At 62.8% G+C, this 19,878-nt stretch carries 18 protein-coding genes; 14 read left to right on the forward strand and 4 right to left on the reverse strand.

What is annotated here, in order from left to right; translation table 11 throughout:
* Positions 1-328: 328 nt before the first annotated feature.
* The 5 genes from cysD (at position 329) to ACKI1H_RS10970 (ending at position 7,437) form a co-directional block, all read left to right on the forward strand.
* A complete protein-coding gene (gene cysD / locus ACKI1H_RS10950; protein WP_138521268.1) occupies positions 329-1,246 on the forward strand; it encodes a sulfate adenylyltransferase subunit CysD in 918 nt (305 codons plus the stop codon).
* Positions 1,247-1,258: 12 nt separating this feature from the next.
* On the forward strand, positions 1,259-3,160 hold the full coding sequence (cysN, locus tag ACKI1H_RS10955) for a sulfate adenylyltransferase subunit CysN (RefSeq protein WP_138521270.1): 1,902 nt from the start codon (positions 1,259-1,261) through the stop codon (positions 3,158-3,160).
* Positions 3,161-3,394: 234 nt separating this feature from the next.
* Positions 3,395-3,901, forward strand: a complete 507-nt coding sequence (locus ACKI1H_RS10960) for a sigma-70 family RNA polymerase sigma factor (RefSeq protein ID WP_440468346.1) — start codon at positions 3,395-3,397, stop codon at positions 3,899-3,901.
* Positions 3,898-4,878, forward strand: a complete 981-nt coding sequence (locus tag ACKI1H_RS10965) for a FecR domain-containing protein (RefSeq protein WP_440468347.1) — start codon at positions 3,898-3,900, stop codon at positions 4,876-4,878. Before ACKI1H_RS10960 ends, ACKI1H_RS10965 begins: the two co-directional genes overlap by 4 nt.
* 102 nt (positions 4,879-4,980) lie before the next feature.
* On the forward strand, positions 4,981-7,437 hold the full coding sequence (locus ACKI1H_RS10970; protein ID WP_440468348.1) for a TonB-dependent siderophore receptor: 2,457 nt from the start codon (positions 4,981-4,983) through the stop codon (positions 7,435-7,437).
* Positions 7,438-7,498: 61 nt separating this feature from the next.
* Here the strand turns inward: ACKI1H_RS10970 and ACKI1H_RS10975 are convergent, their stop codons facing one another.
* Positions 7,499-7,939, reverse strand: a complete 441-nt coding sequence (locus ACKI1H_RS10975) for a YhcB family protein (RefSeq protein ID WP_045209602.1) — start codon at positions 7,937-7,939, stop codon at positions 7,499-7,501.
* 139 nt (positions 7,940-8,078) lie between these two features.
* Here ACKI1H_RS10975 and ACKI1H_RS10980 point away from each other — a divergent pair, with 139 nt between their 5' ends.
* The 3 genes from ACKI1H_RS10980 to zapE all read left to right on the forward strand — a co-directional run bounded on the left by ACKI1H_RS10980 (position 8,079) and on the right by zapE (position 11,295).
* Entirely contained in the window at positions 8,079-8,705 is a 627-nt protein-coding gene (locus ACKI1H_RS10980; RefSeq protein ID WP_440468349.1) for an alpha/beta hydrolase, read from the forward strand.
* 60 nt (positions 8,706-8,765) lie between these two features.
* The gene (locus tag ACKI1H_RS10985) at positions 8,766-10,106 is read left to right on the forward strand and encodes a tryptophan--tRNA ligase (RefSeq protein ID WP_440468350.1); all 1,341 of its coding nucleotides are present in this window, start codon (positions 8,766-8,768) and stop codon (positions 10,104-10,106) included.
* Positions 10,107-10,200: 94 nt separating this feature from the next.
* Positions 10,201-11,295, forward strand: a complete 1,095-nt coding sequence (zapE, locus tag ACKI1H_RS10990) for a cell division protein ZapE (RefSeq protein ID WP_440468351.1) — start codon at positions 10,201-10,203, stop codon at positions 11,293-11,295.
* A 169-nt stretch (positions 11,296-11,464) separates the two neighbouring features.
* Here the strand turns inward: zapE and ACKI1H_RS10995 are convergent, their stop codons facing one another.
* Entirely contained in the window at positions 11,465-12,430 is a 966-nt protein-coding gene (locus ACKI1H_RS10995; RefSeq protein ID WP_138521285.1) for a hypothetical protein, read from the reverse strand.
* Between the two features lie 91 nt (positions 12,431-12,521).
* Positions 12,522-13,421, reverse strand: coding sequence for a GlxA family transcriptional regulator (locus tag ACKI1H_RS11000; protein ID WP_171049469.1), 900 nt, complete (start codon positions 13,419-13,421; stop codon positions 12,522-12,524).
* A 253-nt stretch (positions 13,422-13,674) separates the two neighbouring features.
* Here ACKI1H_RS11000 and ACKI1H_RS11005 point away from each other — a divergent pair, with 253 nt between their 5' ends.
* Positions 13,675-14,820 (forward strand): acyl-CoA dehydrogenase family protein, encoded by a 1,146-nt coding sequence (locus tag ACKI1H_RS11005; RefSeq protein WP_416744864.1) that lies wholly within the window; start codon positions 13,675-13,677, stop codon positions 14,818-14,820.
* Positions 14,821-14,874: 54 nt separating this feature from the next.
* On the opposite strand, the gene ACKI1H_RS11010 is transcribed toward ACKI1H_RS11005, so the two are convergent.
* Entirely contained in the window at positions 14,875-15,912 is a 1,038-nt protein-coding gene (locus ACKI1H_RS11010; RefSeq protein WP_440468352.1) for an NADP(H)-dependent aldo-keto reductase, read from the reverse strand.
* 246 nt (positions 15,913-16,158) lie between these two features.
* Between ACKI1H_RS11010 and rplM the strand changes: the two genes are divergently transcribed.
* The 5 genes from rplM to ACKI1H_RS11035 all read left to right on the forward strand — a co-directional run bounded on the left by rplM (position 16,159) and on the right by ACKI1H_RS11035 (position 19,827).
* The gene (gene rplM / locus ACKI1H_RS11015) at positions 16,159-16,587 is read left to right on the forward strand and encodes a 50S ribosomal protein L13 (protein ID WP_152220722.1); all 429 of its coding nucleotides are present in this window, start codon (positions 16,159-16,161) and stop codon (positions 16,585-16,587) included.
* Between the two features lie 14 nt (positions 16,588-16,601).
* Positions 16,602-16,994 (forward strand): 30S ribosomal protein S9, encoded by a 393-nt coding sequence (gene rpsI / locus ACKI1H_RS11020; protein ID WP_015475858.1) that lies wholly within the window; start codon positions 16,602-16,604, stop codon positions 16,992-16,994.
* Between the two features lie 249 nt (positions 16,995-17,243).
* Complete coding sequence (gene petA / locus ACKI1H_RS11025) at positions 17,244-17,834, forward strand: ubiquinol-cytochrome c reductase iron-sulfur subunit (RefSeq protein WP_138521293.1); 591 nt, start codon at positions 17,244-17,246, stop codon at positions 17,832-17,834.
* Complete coding sequence (locus ACKI1H_RS11030; RefSeq protein WP_138521295.1) at positions 17,834-19,045, forward strand: cytochrome b; 1,212 nt, start codon at positions 17,834-17,836, stop codon at positions 19,043-19,045. Before petA ends, ACKI1H_RS11030 begins: the two co-directional genes overlap by 1 nt.
* Entirely contained in the window at positions 19,045-19,827 is a 783-nt protein-coding gene (locus tag ACKI1H_RS11035) for a cytochrome c1 (RefSeq protein ID WP_138521297.1), read from the forward strand. Before ACKI1H_RS11030 ends, ACKI1H_RS11035 begins: the two co-directional genes overlap by 1 nt.
* The last annotated feature ends 51 nt before the right edge of the window (positions 19,828-19,878 follow it).

Below are 19,878 nucleotides of genomic sequence, written 5' to 3' on the forward strand. Positions count from 1 at the left end.
TCTGGGGCAGGAAAACGTGCCCGCTATGCTAGCGCAGTGCCGGCCAGGTACAAGCCAGGAGAACATCGTAGAAGCCGCTGACTCTGTTGCAGGAAAAGTCCCGGGGCCGTTTCCGAGATGGCATTTGGGCCGTTGCTGTGCCTCGTTCGAGCGGCTCGCGGGAGCGCCTTCAGACAGCGGTTGAAAGCGGTTTTCACACTGAGCGCGTATGGCTATATCAGTATATTTTTTCGGTATAACTCGCCCGCCGGTTAGAGCCTTGCGCTGTGATAGAGTGCGCGCTCGTCTACGGCCCGCCGGCCGTCCATAAGCAATTCCGTGAGTAGCCATGGTCGACAAACTGACGCATCTGAAACAGCTGGAGGCCGAGAGCATCCACATCATCCGCGAGGTCGCCGCCGAGTTCGATAACCCGGTGATGCTGTACTCGATCGGCAAGGACTCCGCCGTGATGCTGCATCTGGCGCGCAAGGCCTTCTTCCCCGGCAAGCTGCCGTTCCCGGTGATGCATGTCGACACCCGCTGGAAATTCCAGGAGATGTACCGCTTCCGCGAGAAGATGGTCAACGAATACGGCCTGGACCTGATCACCCACATCAACCCCGATGGCGTGGCGCAGGACATCAACCCGTTCACCCACGGTAGTGCCAAGCACACCGACATCATGAAGACCGAGGGCCTCAAGCAGGCGCTCGACAAGTACGGCTTCGATGCCGCTTTCGGTGGCGCCCGCCGCGACGAGGAGAAGTCCCGCGCCAAGGAGCGCGTCTACTCCTTCCGTGACAGCAAGCACCGCTGGGACCCGAAGAACCAGCGCCCGGAACTGTGGAACGTCTACAACGGCAAGGTAAAGAAGGGCGAGTCCATCCGCGTCTTCCCGCTGTCGAACTGGACCGAGCTGGACATCTGGCAGTACATCTACCTGGAACAGATCCCGATCGTGCCGCTGTACTTCGCCGAGGAACGCGAAGTCATCGAGATGAACGGCGCGCTGATCATGATCGACGACGAGCGCATCCTCGAGCACCTCACGCCCGAGCAGAAGGCCAGCATCCAGAAGAAGATGGTGCGCTTCCGCACCCTGGGCTGCTACCCGCTGACCGGCGCGGTGGAGTCCACCGCCACTTCGCTGCCGGAAATCATCCAGGAAATGCTGCTGACGCGAACTTCCGAACGCCAGGGCCGGGTCATCGACCACGATGCCGCCGGCTCGATGGAAGAAAAGAAACGTCAGGGCTACTTCTAAGGTTCTCGCACCATGTCGCATCAATCCGATCTGATCAGCGAGGACATCCTCGCCTACCTGGCCCAGCACGAGCGCAAGGAACTCCTGCGCTTCCTCACCTGCGGCAACGTCGACGACGGCAAGAGCACCCTGATCGGGCGCCTGCTGCACGACTCCAAGATGATCTACGAGGACCACCTCGAGGCCATCACCAAGGATTCCAAGAAAGTCGGCACCACGGGCGACGACGTCGACCTGGCACTGCTGGTGGACGGCCTGCAGGCCGAGCGCGAGCAAGGCATCACCATCGACGTGGCCTACCGCTACTTCAGCACTTCCAAGCGCAAGTTCATCATCGCCGACACCCCCGGCCATGAGCAGTACACCCGCAACATGGCCACCGGCGCTTCCACCTGCGACCTGGCCATCATCCTGATCGACGCCCGCTACGGCGTGCAGACCCAGACCCGCCGGCACAGCTTCATTGCCTCGCTGCTGGGCATCAAGCACATCGTCGTCGCCATCAACAAGATGGACCTCAAGGGCTTCGACGAGGGCGTCTTCGAGCAGATCAAGGCCGACTACCTGCAGTTCGCCGAGAAGATCAACCTCAAGACCAACTCCCTGCACTTCGTGCCGATGTCGGCGCTGAAGGGCGATAACGTGGTCAACAAGTCCGAGCGCTCGCCGTGGTACACCGGCCAGTCGCTGATGGAAATCCTCGAGACCGTGGAAGTCGCGGGCGACCGCAATCTCGACGACATGCGCTTCCCGGTGCAGTACGTCAACCGTCCGAACCTGAACTTCCGTGGCTTCGCCGGTACCCTGGCCAGCGGCATCGTGCGCAAGGGTGACGAAGTCGTGGCCCTGCCGTCTGGCAAGGGCAGCAAGGTCAAGTCCATCGTCACCTTCGAGGGCGAGCTGGAGCAGGCCGGTCCCGGCCAGGCCATCACCCTGACCCTGGAAGACGAGATCGACGTATCGCGCGGCGACATGCTGGTGCATGCCGACAACCGTCCGCAGGTAACCGACGGCTTCGACGCCATGCTGGTGTGGATGGCCGAAGAGCCGATGCTGCCGGGCAAGAAGTACGACATCAAGCGCGCTACCAGCTACGTGCCGGGCTCGATCCCGAGCATCACCCACAAGGTGGACGTGAACACCCTGGAAGAGACCGCCGCCAGCGAACTCAAGCTCAACGAGATCGCCCGCGTGAAGGTCAGCCTGGATGCGTCCATTGCGCTGGACGGCTACGACCAGAACCGCACCACCGGCGCCTTCATCGTTATCGATCGCCTGACCAATGGCACCGTTGGTGCCGGCATGATCATCGCCGCCCCGCAGTCGAGCCATGGCAGTGCTGTACACCACGGTGCAAACGCCCATGTAGCTCGGGAAGAGCGTGCAGCACGCTTCGGCCAGCAACCGGCCACCGTACTGTTCAGCGGTCTTTCCGGGGCGGGCAAGAGCACACTGGCTTACGCGGTGGAGCGCAAGCTGTTCGACATGGGCCGCGCGGTCTATGTGCTGGACGGCCAGAACCTGCGTCATGACCTGAACAAGGGGCTGCCACAGGATCGCGCCGGTCGCACTGAGAACTGGCTGCGCACCGCTCATGTCGCCAGGCAATTCAACGAGGCCGGCCTGATCAGCCTGTGCGCCTTCGTCGCTCCGAGCGCCGAGGGGCGTGAACGCGCCAAATCGCTGATCGGCGCCGAGCGCCTGGTCACCGTCTACGTCCAGGCTTCTCCGCAGGTTTGCCGTGAACGCGACCCGCAGGGTTTGTATGCCGCCGGCCAGGACAACATTCCGGGCGAGTCTTTCCCGTTCGACGTGCCGCTGGATGCCGATCTGGTGATCGATACCCAGAGCCAGTCGGTGGAAGAGGGCGTCAAGGCCGTTCTTGACCTGCTCCGCCAGCGCGGCGCGATCTGATCGCACGGCGCTGAATTGAAAAAGCCCCGCATCTGCGGGGTTTTTTCTTGCCTGAGATTCTGCTGAAGCCGCCGTGGCGGGCTGCCCGGTCGATTGTTTCGCCCCGCAGACATTCGCTGGCAGATGGCTATTGCCGTCGATCGACACCTGCATATAATGCGACTGATTATTATTTGCTGAATAGCAGGTGCGGTGGTGTCGCTACTGGGTCGTACACAACTCGCGGATCACGACATGCACCGCCTCTACGCGGACCACCATGGCTGGCTGCAAGGCTGGATTCGCCGCAAGACGGGCTGCTCACAGGGGGCTGCCGACCTCGCCCAGGACACTTTCCTGCGCGTGCTCACGGTGCGGGCCAAGGGTATCGCGGTGTATCTCGATCAACCGCGCACCTACCTCGCGACCATTGCCCGCGGCCTGGTGATCGACCAGTGGCGCCGTCTGCAGTTGGAGCAGGCGTGGCTGGAAGCCCTGGCCGCTCAGCCCGAAGCGGTGCAGTCGTCTCCCGAGCAATTGGCGCTGATCCTGGAAACCCTGCAGCAGGTGGACGCGCTGCTTCTACGTCTGCCCGCCAGGGTGCGCCGGGCCTTCCTGCTGGCACAGATCGATGGCCTGCCGTACCGCGAAATCGCCGTGGAGCTGGGGGTGTCCGAGCGCATGGTGAAGAAGTACCTCGCCCAGGCTTTCCTGCATTGCGCGGTGCTGGAAGCCGAGCTGGATGGAGTGCTGGTGGAGTGAACGGTCGCGACGACAAGCTCAGTCACGCCAGCCTGCAGCAGGCGGCGAACTGGTACGTGCTGCTGCAGGATGAAAATCCCAGCGCGCAACTCCATGCGCAATGGCGCCAGTGGCTTGATCTGCACGCCGAGCACCAGGCCGCCTGGCACTACGTCGAGCGTATAGGCCAACGCTTCGCGCCATTACAAGGCGAGAGGCAACTGGCGGGGCGGGTGCTCAGGGCCAGTGGCGAGCGTCAGCTCTCACGTCGCCAGGGGCTCAAGAGCCTGTTGGTACTCAGTGGCGGCCTGCTGCTTGGTTGGGGCACCTGGCGCGGCACTCCGTTGCCACGGCTGGTGCAAGGCTGGAGCGCTGACTACAGCACCCGTACCGCCGAGACTCGCGAGGCGATTCTCGCCGATGGCACCCATCTCTGGCTGGCGGCGATCAGTGCGGTGGATGCCGACTTCGGTCCGGACCAACGCCTGCTGCGGCTGCGCTTCGGCGAAGTGCTGGTGGACACCGCCAGGGACGCCGCGCACCGACCCTTCCTTGTCGACACCGAGCAAGGGCGCCTGCGCGCGCTGGGGACGCGCTTCGCGGTCAGGCAGCTGGGCGACGCTACGCGCCTCAATGTTTACGCCGGCGCGGTGGAAATCCGCACCGCGGACAGTGGCGAGCGGCGGGTGCTGGAGGCCGGTCAGCGCGTCGATTTCACGCGCCTTGGCATTGGTGAGGTGTCGCCTGCGCAGACGGCAGGTGAGTCCTGGGTACGCCATGTGCTCACAGCCGAGAACCTGTCGCTGGGACAATTGGTCGAGGAACTGGGCCGTTATCGCCACGGCTACCTGGGTTGTGACCCGGCCGTCGCGCAGCTGCCGGTGATGGGCGCCTTCCCCCTGGACGACAGTGACCAGGCGCTGCGACTGCTGGCAGCGGCATTGCCGGTCAGGGTCCAGCGTCTGACACCGTGGTGGGTGAGCATCGAGTCCGTCTGACGTATCGCGGAAAAACTTTCCGCGGCGGTTCCCTTTTCAGTTTCCCGTTCGGTCATTCCACAGAAACGCACTTTTACCCACTGCACCGAACCAGGGAATTCCATGTACTCGCCCACCTACTCCTCGCGCCGCTTCGCCCGGCGGCCGCTGGCGCTGGCCATCTCGTTGTCGCTCTGCAGCGTCGCTGCGCTGCCCCTGAGCTCGCCCACCCAGGCAGCTTCTGGTGCGGAACAGGCCGCTCTGCGCGAATACCACATCGCACCGGGCGCTCTGGCGGCCTCACTCAACCAGTTCAGCAGCCTGGCCGGGATCTATCTGGTCGGCCACAACGACCTGACTGCCGGAAAGTCCAGCAAGGGCCTTGATGGTCGCTACAGCGTCGAGCGGGCCCTGGCGCTGCTGCTCGATGGCACGGGTCTGCAGGCGGTGCCGCAGGAGTCCGGCGGCTACGTGTTGCAACCGGACCCGAACGGTACCGTGCTGCAGATGGATTCGACCTCGATCATCGGTAGCGGTGTGGGTGCGGAGCAACTGGACGACAGCGGCTACAACGCCAAGGTCAGCTCCACTGCGGGCAAAACCAGCACTTCCCTGGCGGAGACGCCCCGCTCGATCTCGGTGGTGACTCGCCAGCGCATGGAGGACCAGCAATCGCAGACCCTGACCGATGTGCTGGGCTACGTACCGGGCATTTTCGCCCCGCCGTTTGCCGCTGGCGATGGTCTGGCCGGCGACCTGTTCTTCATTCGCGGCTTCAACGCCACCGACTGGGGCTACGGCCTGCTGCGTGACGGACTGCGCGTGCAGGGCAACCGTTACGACACCACCAGCGAGCCCTATGGCCTGGAGCGCGTCGAAGTGTTCCGCGGCCCCACCTCGATCCTCTACGGCGAGAATGCGCCCGGAGGCATCGTCAACCTGGTGAGCAAGCGGCCGACCGTTGATCCTCGCGGTGAGGTCCAGCTCACTTATGGTTCCCATGATCGCAAGCAGCTGGGCGTCGATGTTTCCGGCCCGCTGAGCGACGAAGGCAACATCCTCGGCCGCGTGGTGATGCTGGGCCGCGACTCCGGCACCCAGGTCGATCATCAGCCGGACGATCGCCTCTATATCGCTCCGTCGATGACCTTCAACTTCGACGACGCCACGTCGCTGACGCTCCTCTCCACCTACCAGCGCGACCGTACGCTGATGGAGCTGGGCTACCCGGCGGCTGGCACGCTGCTGCACAACCCCAACGGCAAGATCGACAAGGACACGCTGTCGGGCAACCCGGACTGGGACAAGTTCGAGCGCGAGGTCTGGACCCTGGGCTACGAGTTCAGCCATCAGCTCAACGATACCTGGCAGTTCCGCCAGAATTCGCGCTACATGCAATCGCGCATCGACCGCCGCGAGATGTGGCCGGGCAGCCTGAACAATGGCGGCTTCGGTACCAATGTCAGCAATACGGCGTACGATCGCTACAACAAGTCGATGACCTACTCGCTGGACAACCAGTTCGAGGGGCACTTCCAGTCCGGCGAGCTGGCCAACACCGTGTTGCTGGGCGCGAGCTTCGACCGTACCTCGTTCAATCAGGACTGGGACGCTGGCGCCGGTGGTTCGGTGAATGTGTTCGATCCGGTGTGGACGATCAAGCCGACCACGCCGATCCGCGTACAGGATGCGCTGCTGGAGCAGAAGATGTACGGCCTCTACGGCCAGTTGCAGACGCGCTACGACAACTGGATCGCCCTGCTCGGCGGGCGGCTCGACGAGGTCAACAGCCAGTACCGCAACCGCGCCGGCACCACCAACGGCCTGGCCGACCTCGATTACTGGGACCATGACTTCACCTGGCAGGCCGGCCTGATGTACCAGTTCGACAATGGCCTGACGCCCTATGTCAGCTATTCCACCGCCTTCGCCCCGACCCAGCAGACTTCCAGCAAGTCCGGCACGCTCAACCCCACCAAGAGCGAGCAGTACGAAGCCGGCGTGAAGTACGAGCCCAAAGGCTGGAATACCTCGGTCACCGCTTCGGTCTATGACCTGCGCAAGACCGACGACGTGATCTACGACAGCGTGGTGGGTGACTACCGGCAAGTCGGCGAGAGCCGCGCCAAGGGTGTGGAGCTGGAGGTCAACAGCGACTTGACCGAGAACCTCAGTGTCACGGCGTCCTACACCTACACCGACTCGCGTATCACCCAGGATGCTCCGGGCTCGCTGCTCGAAGACCACCAGATGACCGGCGTGCCGCGGAACCAGGCGTCGGCCTGGGGTACCTACCGCTTCCTCGACGGCTACCTCAAAGGGCTGCGCGTGGGCGGCGGTGTACGGCACTTCGACAGCACCTTCGCCTACACCCCGGCATCGCTGTACGGCAAGCTGGATACCGGCGACGTGACCCTGGTGGACGCCCTGCTCGGCTACCAGCTCGACGAGCACTGGTCCGCCGAAGTGAACGCGAAGAACCTGCTGGACAAGGAGTACGTTGCCGGCTGCAACAATGCCGGGCGTTGTTACTGGGGCGAGGAGCGCACGCTACTGGGCAGCGTGACCTTCCGCTGGTAATCCTGGCCGCATGAATGAAAAAGCCCCGCATCGGCGGGGCTTTTTCGTTGGGGCGGAGACCTCAGTACTTGCTCTTCAGCCCGTACGTCTCGTCCAGGGTGCCCGGGCCGTCGCCGGTCTTGGGCGCGTAGTCGCGCGGCGCTTCGTTGTTCGCCGGCGGGGTCAGGCGCTCGCGGCGCTCGGGATATTCGTCGGCATGCAGGGCGGCCAGCAGGCGCTGCTTGGTCTGTTCGTCCAGGGCCAGGCGCTCGGCGCCCTCGGACAGGTGCTCCTGCACATCCTGATAGCTCTGGGTGAGCTTCTTCATCAGACTGGCGGAGGTGCTGAAGTGGGTCACCACTTCGCGCTGGTAGCTATCGAAACGATCCTGCATGTCGTCCACCTGACGCTGCAGCTTGTTGGGCGCGGCGTTGGGCAGCAGGCGGGCGATCAGAAAGCCGATGCCGACCCCGACGATCAGGGCGAGTAGCGGCAGCAACCAGGTGGTGAGGGACTGTTCCACGCGAATCCTTCCTCTATAGACGGCTTTGCTTTACGTTAGCGGCTTGCACCTGTGCTTGTATACCGTGGCGAATGCTTCGCCGCCTGCGCAGGTATTGAGCTAGACGAGACGACCCGCCACGGGGTCACGGAGCTGTTGTTTGACCACCCGCGAAATCCCCCTGTTCCTCGACGGCCCCGAGGGCCAGCTGGAAGCCCTGCACCTCGCCACGCCCGACGCCACGGGCGTCGCGCTGATCTGCCATCCGCATCCGCTGTTCGCCGGCACCATGCAGAACAAGGTGGTCGCCACCCTGCAGCGCGCTGCAAGGGATGCAGGATACGCCACTCTGCGTTTCAATTTTCGTGGCGTGGGTCAGAGCGCCGGCAGTTATGCCGAAGGCCGCGGCGAGGTCGATGATGCTCTGGCTGCCGCACGCTGGCTCGCCGAGCAGCATCCGGACCTGCCGCTGACGCTGATGGGTTTTTCCTTCGGCTCCTGCGTGGCCGGCAACGCCGCCGAGCGTCTGGAAGAGGAGGGCGCTGAGCTCGCGCAGCTGTTCATGCTGGCGCCGCCGGTGGAGCGCTTTGATGTCGACCTGCCCGAACGCTGCCCGCTGACGGTGATCCAGCCGGAGGCCGACGAAGTGGTCACGCCCGAGCGCGTGTATGCCTGGAGCGCCGGGCTGAGCAAGCCCCACGAACTGATCCGCATCCCCGAGTGCAGCCATTTCTTCCACGGCAAGCTGATCGAGCTCAAGGACCTGATACAGGCCCGGCTCGCCTAGGTCGGCCAGCCGCGTTACCATCCGGCCCGCCATTTCATTTGTGTTGATTCCTGGATTCCCATGACGACCCGTATCCTGACCGGCATCACCACCACCGGTACTCCGCACCTGGGCAACTACGCCGGCGCCATCCGCCCGGCAATCGTCGCCAGCCGCGATCCGCAGGCAGATTCCTTCTACTTCCTGGCCGACTACCACGCACTGATCAAGTGCGATGACCCGACGCGCATCCAGCGTTCGCGCCTGGAAATCGCCGCCACGTGGCTGGCCTGCGGCCTGGATGCGGACAAGGCGACCTTCTATCGCCAGTCCGATATTCCCGAAATTCCCGAACTGACCTGGCTGCTCACCTGCGTCAGCGCCAAGGGCCTGCTCAACCGCGCCCACGCCTACAAGGCTTCGGTGGACAAGAACGTCGAGGCCGGCGAAGACCCGGACGCCGGCGTCACCATGGGCCTGTACAGCTACCCGGTGCTGATGGCCGCGGACATCCTGATGTTCAACGCCCACAAGGTGCCGGTGGGTCGCGACCAGATCCAGCACGTGGAAATGGCCCGCGACATCGGCCAGCGCTTCAACCACCTGTTCGGCAACGGCAAGGAGCTGTTCACCCTGCCCGAAGTGGTGATCGAGGAAGACGTGGCGACCCTGCCGGGCCTGGACGGTCGCAAGATGTCCAAGAGCTACGACAACACCATCCCGCTGTTTGGCAGCGCCAAGCAGCTCAAGGACGCCGTCGCGCGCATCGTCACCGACTCCCGGGCGCCGGGTGAACCGAAAGACCCGGACAACTCGCACCTGTTCACCCTCTATCAGGCCTTCTCCACCCACGAGCAACAGGCTGCGTTCCGCGCCGAACTGCTCGGCGGTCTGGCCTGGGGCGAAGCCAAGCAGCGCCTGTTCGAGCTGCTCGACAACGAACTGGGCGAGGCTCGTGAGCGCTACCACGCGCTGATCACCCGCCCGGCCGACCTGGAGGACATCCTCCTGGCCGGTGCCGCCAAGGCACGCCGCATCGCCACCCCGTTCCTCGGCGAGCTGCGCGAGGCCGTGGGCCTGCGTTCGTTCCGCGAGCAGGTGCAGGTGGCGTCCGAGGGCAAGAAGAAAGCCGCCAAGGCTGCGCGTTTCGTCAGCTTCCGCGAGGACGATGGCTTCCGTTTTCGTCTGCTCGATGCCGCGGGGGAGCAACTGCTGCTCTCCATCGCCTTCGCCGATGGCAAGGCCGCCGGCCAGGTGACCAAGCGCCTGCAGTCCGAAGCACTGGACCTGCACGCCGAGCTGAATGCTTTCAGCGTGCGTCTGGATGGCGAAGCCGTGGCGTACAGCCCGGAGTTCTCCACCGACGCGGAGCGTGACGCCGCCATGCACCGTCTGCGCGAGGCTCTCGCTCCACAGGAGTGAGGCGCAGCAGGCCGGTCCGACTACCGGCCAATTGCCAAGCAACGGGGGCGCCGCTAAAGTGTGCGCCCCCGTTTTCGTTGCCTTGCTACCGATCATGACGCCTCTTCAGCGCTACCAGGAAGACCTCAAACGCCCCGATTTCTTCCACGACGCCGCGCAAGCGAACGCCGTGAAGCACCTGCAACGCCTCTACGACGACCTGGTCGCGGCCGGTAAGGGCAAGACCGGCCTGTTCGGCAAGCTGCTGGGCAAGAAGTCCCAGGAGCCGGTGAAGGGCCTGTACTTCTGGGGCGGCGTCGGCCGTGGCAAGACCTACCTGGTGGATACCTTCTTCGAGGCGCTGCCCTTCAAGCAGAAGATGCGTACGCACTTCCACCGCTTCATGAAGCGCGTCCACGAGGAAATGAAGACCCTCAAGGGCGAGAAGAACCCGCTGACCATCATTGGCAAGCGTTTCGCCGACGAGGCCAGGGTGATCTGCTTCGACGAGTTCTTCGTCTCCGACATCACCGATGCGATGATCCTGGCGACCCTGCTGGAGGAGCTGTTCAAGAACGGCGTCAGCCTGGTGGCAACCTCCAACATCGTGCCGGACGGCCTGTACAAGGACGGCCTGCAGCGCGCCCGCTTCCTGCCGGCCATCGCCCTGGTCAAGCAGCACACCGAAGTGGTCAACGTCGACAGCGGCGTTGACTATCGTCTGCGTGCCCTGGAGCAGGCCGAGCTGTACCACTGGCCGCTGTCCGAGCAGGCCGAGCAGGCCATGAGCCGCGACTTCAAGGCGCTGACCCCGGACTGTGCCGCGGCCACCCGCGATGACGCGCTGATGATCGAGAACCGTGAGATCCGCGCGCGTATCACCTGCGATGACGTGGCCTGGTTCGAATTCCGCGAGCTGTGCGACGGTCCGCGCAGCCAGAACGACTACATCGAACTGGCGAAGATCTTCCATGCCATCCTGATCTCCAACGTCGAGCAGATGGGCGTGGCCAAGGACGACATGGCCCGCCGCTTCATCAACCTGGTGGACGAGTTCTACGACCGCAACGTCAAGCTGATCCTCTCCGCCGAGGTCGAGCTCAAGGACCTGTACACCGGTGGCCGCCTGGAGTTCGAATTCCAGCGCACCCTGAGCCGCCTGCTGGAAATGCAGTCCCACGAATACCTGAGCCGCCCGCACCGTCCCTGATGGTCCGGTGAATGAAAAAGGCTGCCCGAGGGCAGCCTTTTTCGTTTGCGAGGATTGGCGGGGATCTGTAGTTGTAGGATGGGTGGAGCGGAGCGATACCCATGCTGCGGGTGCCGAGATTGATGGGTATCGCTTCGCTCCACGCCATCCTGCGGACTGGGCATTGCGCTCAGCGCAGCGCCATCTCCTGCTGCGCTTTCTTCAGCAGTTGCTGGGCGTGGGCAACTTCCAGCGCTTCCATGGCGTTGATCGGCTTGATCGCCACTGCCTTCTTCAGTTGCTCCAGCGCTTTCTGCTCCTCATCTTCGCCGTAGACGTACGCCAGGGCGTTCGCATATTCGTAATGGCCGATGGGCAGATCGTCGGCGGCACGGAAGGAGCGGGCGAAGTACTGCTCCATCTTGTCCGCGCTCACTCCGTAGGTCATCTTGCCCACCAGCTTGCCGACCTTGCGGATCACACCGGCCTCATAGCCGCCGTAGAGCGCCAGGGCGAATGGTTGGTTCGGCTGCTTGGCCAGCAGGGCGTCCAGCTCCTTGGGAATCTCGCTGGTATAGCCACGCTTGAGTACCACCGGCACTGGCAGGTCCTCGGCCAGGCGTGCTTTGGCGTAGGCGCGGCCGAACTGGGCGATGGGGTCGGCGTTGAGCAGCGGGCCGGCCTCGTCGGTGTAGCTGATGACTTCCTCCAGCAGGCGCTGCTTCTCGTCCTGGTTCGGCGCGAGGAACATCGCGTACAGAACTTGCGCGAACATACCCGGCACCTGGCCGCCGACGCCCAGCGCCAGGCCATCCTTCTTGGCCTGGGCGAAGTCGCCGCGGAATACCTTGCGCCACACATCCTGCAGCTTCTCGGCATAGACCTGCGCTTCTTCCGGCTTACCGCTGAAGCCAGTGCCGGCGGCCACGGTCTTCTCCAGGGCTTCGGGATGTTTCGTGGCCATGGTCACCACCCAGTCCGCATCCGGGAAGGGGTAGTTGGCGCCGAAACCGCGCGTCAGGCGAGGCCAGGCCTCACGCAGCTTGTCGCCGCTATAGTCGAAGGCGCTCTGGTCGTAGGGGAAGGGTTTCCAGGTGTCGTCCGCCACAGCGTTCAGGCTGAAGACGGCCAGCAGGGCAAGCAGAAAGCGGCGCATGGCGATATCCCGTTGGGTTCTTGTTGTCGAAAGCTGCCCGAATCATAGGGCGGCACCCGAGTCCGTGAACCCATCCTAGGGATGGCCTGTTTCAGGCTTCCTTCTGTTCGTACTGGCGTCGGTAGTGATTTGGCGACAGTCCTGTGTGCTGCCTGAACAGGCGGGCGAAGAAGCTGGCGTCGTCGTAGCCGACTTCGTAGCTGATTGTCTTGATGCTCTTGCGGCTGGTAGACAGCAGGTTGCGCGCGGTCTCGATGCGCAGGCGTTGCAGGTAGTGCAGCGGCTTGTCACCGGTAGCCGCCTGGAAGCGCCGCATGAAGTTGCGAATGCTCATGCCGTGCTCGCGGGCGACGTCCTCGAAGCGGAACTTGTCGCAGAAGTGCTCTTCGAGCCAGTGCTGGATCTGCAGGATGGCCGGGTCGTGGTGCAGTTTCTGTCCACCGAATCCGAGTCGGCCGGGCACGTAGCTGCGCTGCACCTCGTAGAGAATGTCGCGGGCCACGCCCTGGGCCACTGTAGCGCCGCAGAAATGTTCGATCAGGTAGATATACAGGTCGCAGGCCGAGGTAAGGCCGCCGGCGGTGTAGATGTTGTCGGCATCCGCGATGTGTTTCTCCTGATTGAGCAGTACCTTGGGGTAGCGCTCGGCGAATTCGCGGAAGAATCGCCAGTAGGTGGTCGCCTCCTTGCCGTCGAGTAATCCCGCCTCGGCTAGCCAGAACACCCCGGAGACCTCGCCACACAGTACGCAGCCGGCCGCATGGCGCTCGCGCAGCCAGGGCATTACCTGTGGATAGAGGGTCAGCAGTTCGTCGAAGTCGCCCCAGAAAGCGGGGAGGATGACCAGTTCCGGTTCGTCCAGGGCGCCGTGTACGGGCAGGAGGTCGCCGCTGAAACTCATCACCGGCTGGCCGTCGGGGCTGACGATGCGGGTTTCGAAACTGGGCTTCAGACCGAGGCCCTGTTGGCGGCCATGGCGCAGGGCGGCCATGTGGAAGAAATCCTTGGCCTGCATCAGGGTGGAGCCGAACACGCCGTGGGTAGCAAGGATGCTGACGCGGCGCAGCACGCGGGAAGCTGGGTTGGGCATCGGTTCTTGTACTTCTTATGGATGTCTTTGCATGACGCTAAAGCGGTCATGATGCGGCTGGATCGTCTTATTTTTTGGCGAAAGTGTCCAGTGCAGAGCGGTTCGTGCTTGGCCTACAGTCGGCCTTCAAATAATTCCTACAACCGATCCGCAGGTGCACCGCATGATTCCAAGAACCCTGTTCAGTTCCGACCACGAGCTGTTCCGCGACAGCGTCCGCAAGTTTCTCGAACAGGAGGCAGTTCCCTTCCACGCCCAGTGGGAAAAGGACGGTCACGTCGACCGCCAGCTGTGGAACAAGGCGGGGGAGGCCGGAATGCTCTGCTCGCATCTGCCCGAGGCCTACGGCGGCATGGCGGCGGACTTCCTCTACAGCGCCGTGGTGATCGAGGAGATCGGTCGCCTGGGCCTGACCGGCATCGGTTTCTCGCTGCATTCGGACATCGTCGCACCCTATATCCTTCACTACGGCAGCGAAGAGCTGAAGCAGCGCTACCTGCCCAAGCTGATTTCCGGCGAGATGGTGTCAGCCATTGCCATGACCGAGCCGGGTGCGGGCTCCGACCTGCAAGGTGTGAAGACCACCGCCGTGCTGGACGGCGACGAGTACGTGATCAATGGCTCGAAGACCTTCATCACCAACGGCTGGCTGGCTGACCTGGTGATCGTGGTCGCCAAGACCGACCCCAAGGCTGGCGCCAAGGGCACCAGCCTGTTCCTGGTGGAGGCGGGCACGCCGGGCTTCAGCAAGGGCAAGCGCCTGGAGAAGGTCGGCATGAAGGCCCAGGACACCTCCGAGCTGTTCTTCCAGGACGTGCGCATCCCCAAGGAAAACCTGCTGGGCAAGGACGGGCAGGGGTTCATCTACCTGATGCAGGAACTGCCTCAGGAGCGCCTGACCGTCGCCCTCGGTGCACTGGCCTCGGCCGAAGCGGCGTTGAAGTGGACGCTGGACTACACCCGCGACCGCAAGGCCTTCGGAAAATCCGTCGCGGACTTCCAGAACACGCGCTTCAAGCTCGCGGAAATGGCCACCGAGATCCAGGTTGGCCGCGTTTTCGTCGATCGCTGTCTCGAGCAGCACCTGGAGGGCAAGCTGGACGTACCCACGGCAGCGATGGCCAAGTACTGGACCACGGACCTGCAATGCAAGGTGCTCGATGAATGCGTGCAACTGCATGGGGGCTACGGCTTCATGTGGGAGTACCCGATCGCCCGCGCCTGGGCTGATGCGCGCGTGCAGCGCATCTACGCCGGCACCAACGAGATCATGAAGGAAATCATCGCCCGCGCGCTGTAACCGCAGCGGATGAAAAAAGCCCGGCATTGCCGGGCTTTTTCGTTTGCGGGGCGATCAGGGCGCCGGGTTCGGCTGGTCCTTATGGATCGCCTCGATGCCGGCCAGCACCTCGTCGGAGAGCTTCAGCTCGAAGCTGCCAAGGTTGGCTTCCAGTTGCTCGAGGTTGGTCGCGCCGATGATGTTGCTGGTCACGAACGGCCGGCTGGTGACGAAGGCCAGGGCCATCTGCGCCGGGTCCAGGCTGTGCTCACGGGCCAGGGCCACGTAGCGGTCGCAGGCGCGGGCGGTCTGCGGGTTGGTGTAGCGGGTGAAGCGGCTGAACAGAGTGATCCGTGCGTTGGCCGGGCGGGCGCCGCCGAAGTACTTGCCCGAGAGCATGCCAAAGGCCAGCGGCGAGTAGGCCAGCAGGCCGATCTGCTCGCGGAGGGCGATTTCCGCCAGGCCCACCTCGAAGCTGCGGTTCAACAGGTTGTAGGGGTTCTGGATCGACACGGCGCGCGGCCAGCCGCGCTCCTGGGCGATCTGCAGGAAGCGCATGGTGCCCCAGGGGGTCTCGTTGGACAGGCCGACGTGGCGGATCTTGCCGGCGCGGACCTGCTCGTCGAGCGCCTCCAGGGTGTCTTCCAGTGCCGTGAAGCTTTCTTCCTTGTGCTGGTAGCCCAGTTGGCCGAAGAAGTTGGTGCTGCGCTCGGGCCAGTGCAATTGGTAGAGGTCGATCCAGTCGGTCTGCAGGCGCTTGAGGCTGCCGTCCAGCGCCGCGACGATGTTCTTGCGGTCGAGCTTCGGCTGGCCGTCACGGATGTGGCTGATGGAGTTGCCGGGGCCGGCGATCTTGCTGGCGAGTACCCAGTCGGCGCGATCGCCGCGCTGGGCGAACCAGTTGCCGATGATCTGCTCGGTGCGGGTGTAGGTTTCCGCGCGTGGCGGCACCGGGTACATCTCGGCGGTATCGATGAAATTCAGACCGGCGGCCTTGGCCCGTTCAATCTGGGCGAAGGCCTCACCTTGTGTGTTCTGCTCGCCCCAGGTCATGGTCCCCAGGCAGAGGGCGCTGACTTTCAGTTCGGTGCGGCCGAGCGGGCGGTACTCCATGCGGGTCTCCTCATGAAAACAAGTGCGTCATACAGTTGAAAATTCTGCCGGAATCTGCATAATTCCGCAGCCTTTCATCGGTGGGGGATGCCAAAGCCTGCCGATTGATACATCTAGTCGTTACGGACGCACACCGACCCGAGCCCCAATTCGTGTCTGTCTTCGGCTGTCCTTGACTTGTCAAGGCAACCACTGTCCAGTAAGATTCGCCGTCTTATTTTCAGGCGGCCCCTGAGGCTATAACGAATGAAAACTTATACCGCGAAACCAGAAACTGTTAAGCGCGACTGGTTCGTCGTCGACGCTGCTGGCCTGACCCTGGGTCGTCTGGCTACCGAGATTGCTACCCGCCTGCGCGGCAAGCACAAGCCGGAATACACCCCGCACGTTGACACCGGCGACTACATCGTCGTCATCAACGCCGAGCAGGTTCGTGTCACTGGCGCCAAAGCTACCGACAAGATGTACTACCATCACTCGGGCTTCCCGGGCGGTATCAAGTCGATCAACTTCGAGAAGCTGATCGCCAAGGCTCCTGAGCGCGTTATCGAGACTGCCGTCAAAGGCATGCTGCCGAAGAACCCGCTGGGCCGCGACATGTACCGCAAGCTGAAAGTGTACAAGGGTGCCAGCCACCCGCACACCGCTCAGCAGCCTCAAGAACTGAAGATTTAACGGGATAGCTCATTATGTCGGCGACTCAAAATTACGGCACTGGCCGTCGTAAGACCGCTACCGCTCGCGTCTTCCTGCGTCCGGGCACTGGCAAGATCTCCATCAACAACCGCTCCATCGAGCAGTTCTTCGGTCGTGAGACCGCTCGCATGGTTGTCCGTCAGCCGCTCGAGCTGACCGAGAACACCGAGAAGTTCGATATCTACGTAACCGTCGTTGGCGGTGGCGTAAGCGGTCAAGCTGGTGCGATCCGTCACGGTATCACCCGCGCTCTGATCGAGTACGACGAAACCCTGCGCAGCTCCCTGCGTAAAGCCGGCTACGTCACTCGCGATGCTCGCGAAGTTGAACGTAAGAAAGTCGGTCTGCGTAAAGCGCGTAAGCGTCCGCAGTACTCCAAGCGTTAATACGACGCTTCGAAAAAAACGCCCAGATCCTTTGGACTGGGCGTTTTTTTATGTCTTCAATAAACTCGTGCGGCAAGGTGTCGCATCCATGCAGGCCGCGTCCTATAAGGGTTCCAGGCTTTCCGTAACAGGCTATTACCTTGTCATCACAAGGGCTTTTCTTTACCATTTGGCGAATTTTTTGCGCGGCTCGAATTTTTACTTAAAAGCCTGATTTGAACAGGCTTGAAGCTGATGGGAGACGACTGAATGAGTAATGACGGCGTGAATGCAGGCCGGCGTCGCTTCCTTGTCGCGGCCACCTCGGTGGTAGGTGCGGCAGGAGCGGTCGGAGCTGCGGTCCCGTTCGTGGGGTCATGGTTCCCCAGTGCCAAGGCGAAGGCCGCTGGCGCGCCGGTGAAGGTCAACGTAGGGAAGATCGAGCCGGGCCAGCAAGTCGTGGCCGAGTGGCGCGGCAAGCCGGTATTCCTGGTGCATCGCACCAAGGAAATGCTGGATGCGCTGCCGACTCTCGATGGGCAACTGGCCGACCCCGAGTCGAAGGCTTCGGAGCAGCCGGCGTACGTCGATCCCAAGCTGCGTTCGATCAAGCCCGAGCTGGCTGTGATCGTCGGTATCTGCACCCACCTGGGCTGCTCGCCGACCTTCCGCCCGGAAGTCGCTCCCGCGGATCTCGGTCCGGACTGGAAGGGTGGTTACTTCTGCCCGTGCCACGGCTCCCATTACGATCTTGCCGGCCGCGTTTACAAGGGACAACCCGCGCCCCTGAACCTGCCGATTCCGCCCTATACGCTGGATGGTGATGAGTTGACCATCGGTGTGGACCAGGAGAAAGCCTGATGAACAAGTTCATGGCTTGGGTCGATGCCCGCTTCCCCGCGACCAAGATGTGGGAAGACCATCTGAGCAAGTACTACGCCCCGAAGAACTTCAACTTCTGGTACTTCTTCGGTTCGCTCGCACTGCTGGTCCTGGTTAACCAGATCCTCACCGGTATCTGGCTGACCATGAGCTTCACCCCGTCGGCGGAAGAGGCCTTCGCTTCCGTCGAGTACATCATGCGAGATGTAGATTACGGCTGGATTATCCGCTACATGCACTCCACCGGTGCGTCGGCATTCTTCGTGGTCGTCTACCTGCACATGTTCCGTGGCCTGCTGTACGGTTCGTACCAGAAGCCGCGCGAGCTGGTGTGGATCTTCGGCATGCTGATCTACCTCGCCCTGATGGCCGAGGCCTTCATGGGCTACCTGCTGCCCTGGGGTCAGATGTCCTACTGGGGTGCCCAGGTGATCATCTCGCTGTTCGGCGCCATCCCGGTGATCGGTGAAGACCTGTCCCAGTGGATTCGTGGTGACTTCCTGATCTCCGGGATCACCCTGAACCGCTTCTTCGCCCTGCACGTGATCGCCCTGCCGATCGTCCTGCTCGGCCTGGTCGTGCTGCACATCCTGGCGCTGCACGAAGTCGGTTCGAACAACCCCGACGGCGTGGACATCAAGAAGAAGAAGGACGAGAACGGCATCCCGCTGGACGGCATCCCGTTCCACCCGTACTACACCGTGAAAGACATCGTCGGTGTCGTGGTCTTCCTGTTCGTCTTCTGCACCGTGATCTTCTTCTTCCCGGAAATGGGCGGATTCTTCCTCGAGAAGCCCAACTTCGAGATGGCGAACCAGTTCAAGACCCCGGATCACATCGCCCCGGTCTGGTACTTCACGCCGTTCTACGCCATCCTGCGCGCCGTTCCGGACAAGCTGATGGGCGTTATTGCCATGGGCGCCGCCATCGCCGTGCTGTTCGTGCTGCCGTGGCTGGACCGTAGCCCGGTCCGCTCGATCCGCTACAAGGGCTGGCTGAGCAAGATCTGGCTGGTGATCTTCGCGGTGTCCTTCGTTGTCCTCGGCTACTACGGTTCGCAAGCTCCGTCTCCGCTGGGTACCACGCTGTCCCGCCTGTGCACCATTCTGTATTTCGCCTTCTTCATCCTGATGCCGTTCTACACCCGGATGGAGAAAACCAAACCGGTTCCGGAAAGGGTGACTGGCTGATGAAAAAGCAATTCGCTGCATTTGTTCTGGCTCTGCTGCCTGTCTTCGGTTTCGCCGCTGAAGGCCATGGCCCTGCTCTGGACAAGGTCGATATCGACCTGACCGACAAGGCCGCCATGCAGGATGGCGCACGTACCTTTGCCAACTACTGCATGGGCTGTCACAGCGCCAAGTTCCAGCGTTATGAGCGTGTCGGCCGTGATCTGGGTATTCCGGAAGAGCTGATGATGAGCCACCTGGTGTTCACCGGTGCGAAGATCGGCGACCACATGGACATCGGCATGAAGCCGGCTGACGCCAAGGTATGGTTCGGTGCTGCGCCGCCGGACCTGACCCTGGTGGCCCGTGTTCGTGGTGCTGACTGGCTGTACACCTACCTGCGTTCGTTCTACGAAGATCCCAAGCGCCCGTGGGGCGTGAACAACAAGGTCTTCCCGAACGTTGGCATGCCGAACGTGCTGGTGAGCCTGCAGGGTCGCCAGGTCGTCGGTTGCAAGCAGGTTCAGGTCGTCGAGGATGGCAAGAAGCAGTACGATCCTTTGACCGGTACCCCGCTGACCCACGAAGCCTGCGACCAGCTGACCATCGTTCCGAAATCCGGCCAGCTGACCGAAGCTCAGTTTGACGAGAAGGTGAAGAACCTGGTGACCTTCCTGGCTTATTCGGCTGACCCGAACAAGCTGGATTCCCAGCGCATCGGCACCTACGTCCTGCTGTTCCTGGCCTTCTTCTTCGTATTCGCCTACCTGCTCAAGCGCGAATACTGGAAGGACGTGCACTAAGCACCACCCGTCGTAGTAACAAGCGCGCGCCCTACGGGGCGCGCGTGCGTT

The sequence above is a fragment of the Pseudomonas sp. YH-1 genome (assembly GCF_051990045.1).
Taxonomy (GTDB): Bacteria; Pseudomonadota; Gammaproteobacteria; order Pseudomonadales; family Pseudomonadaceae; genus Pseudomonas; species Pseudomonas nicosulfuronedens.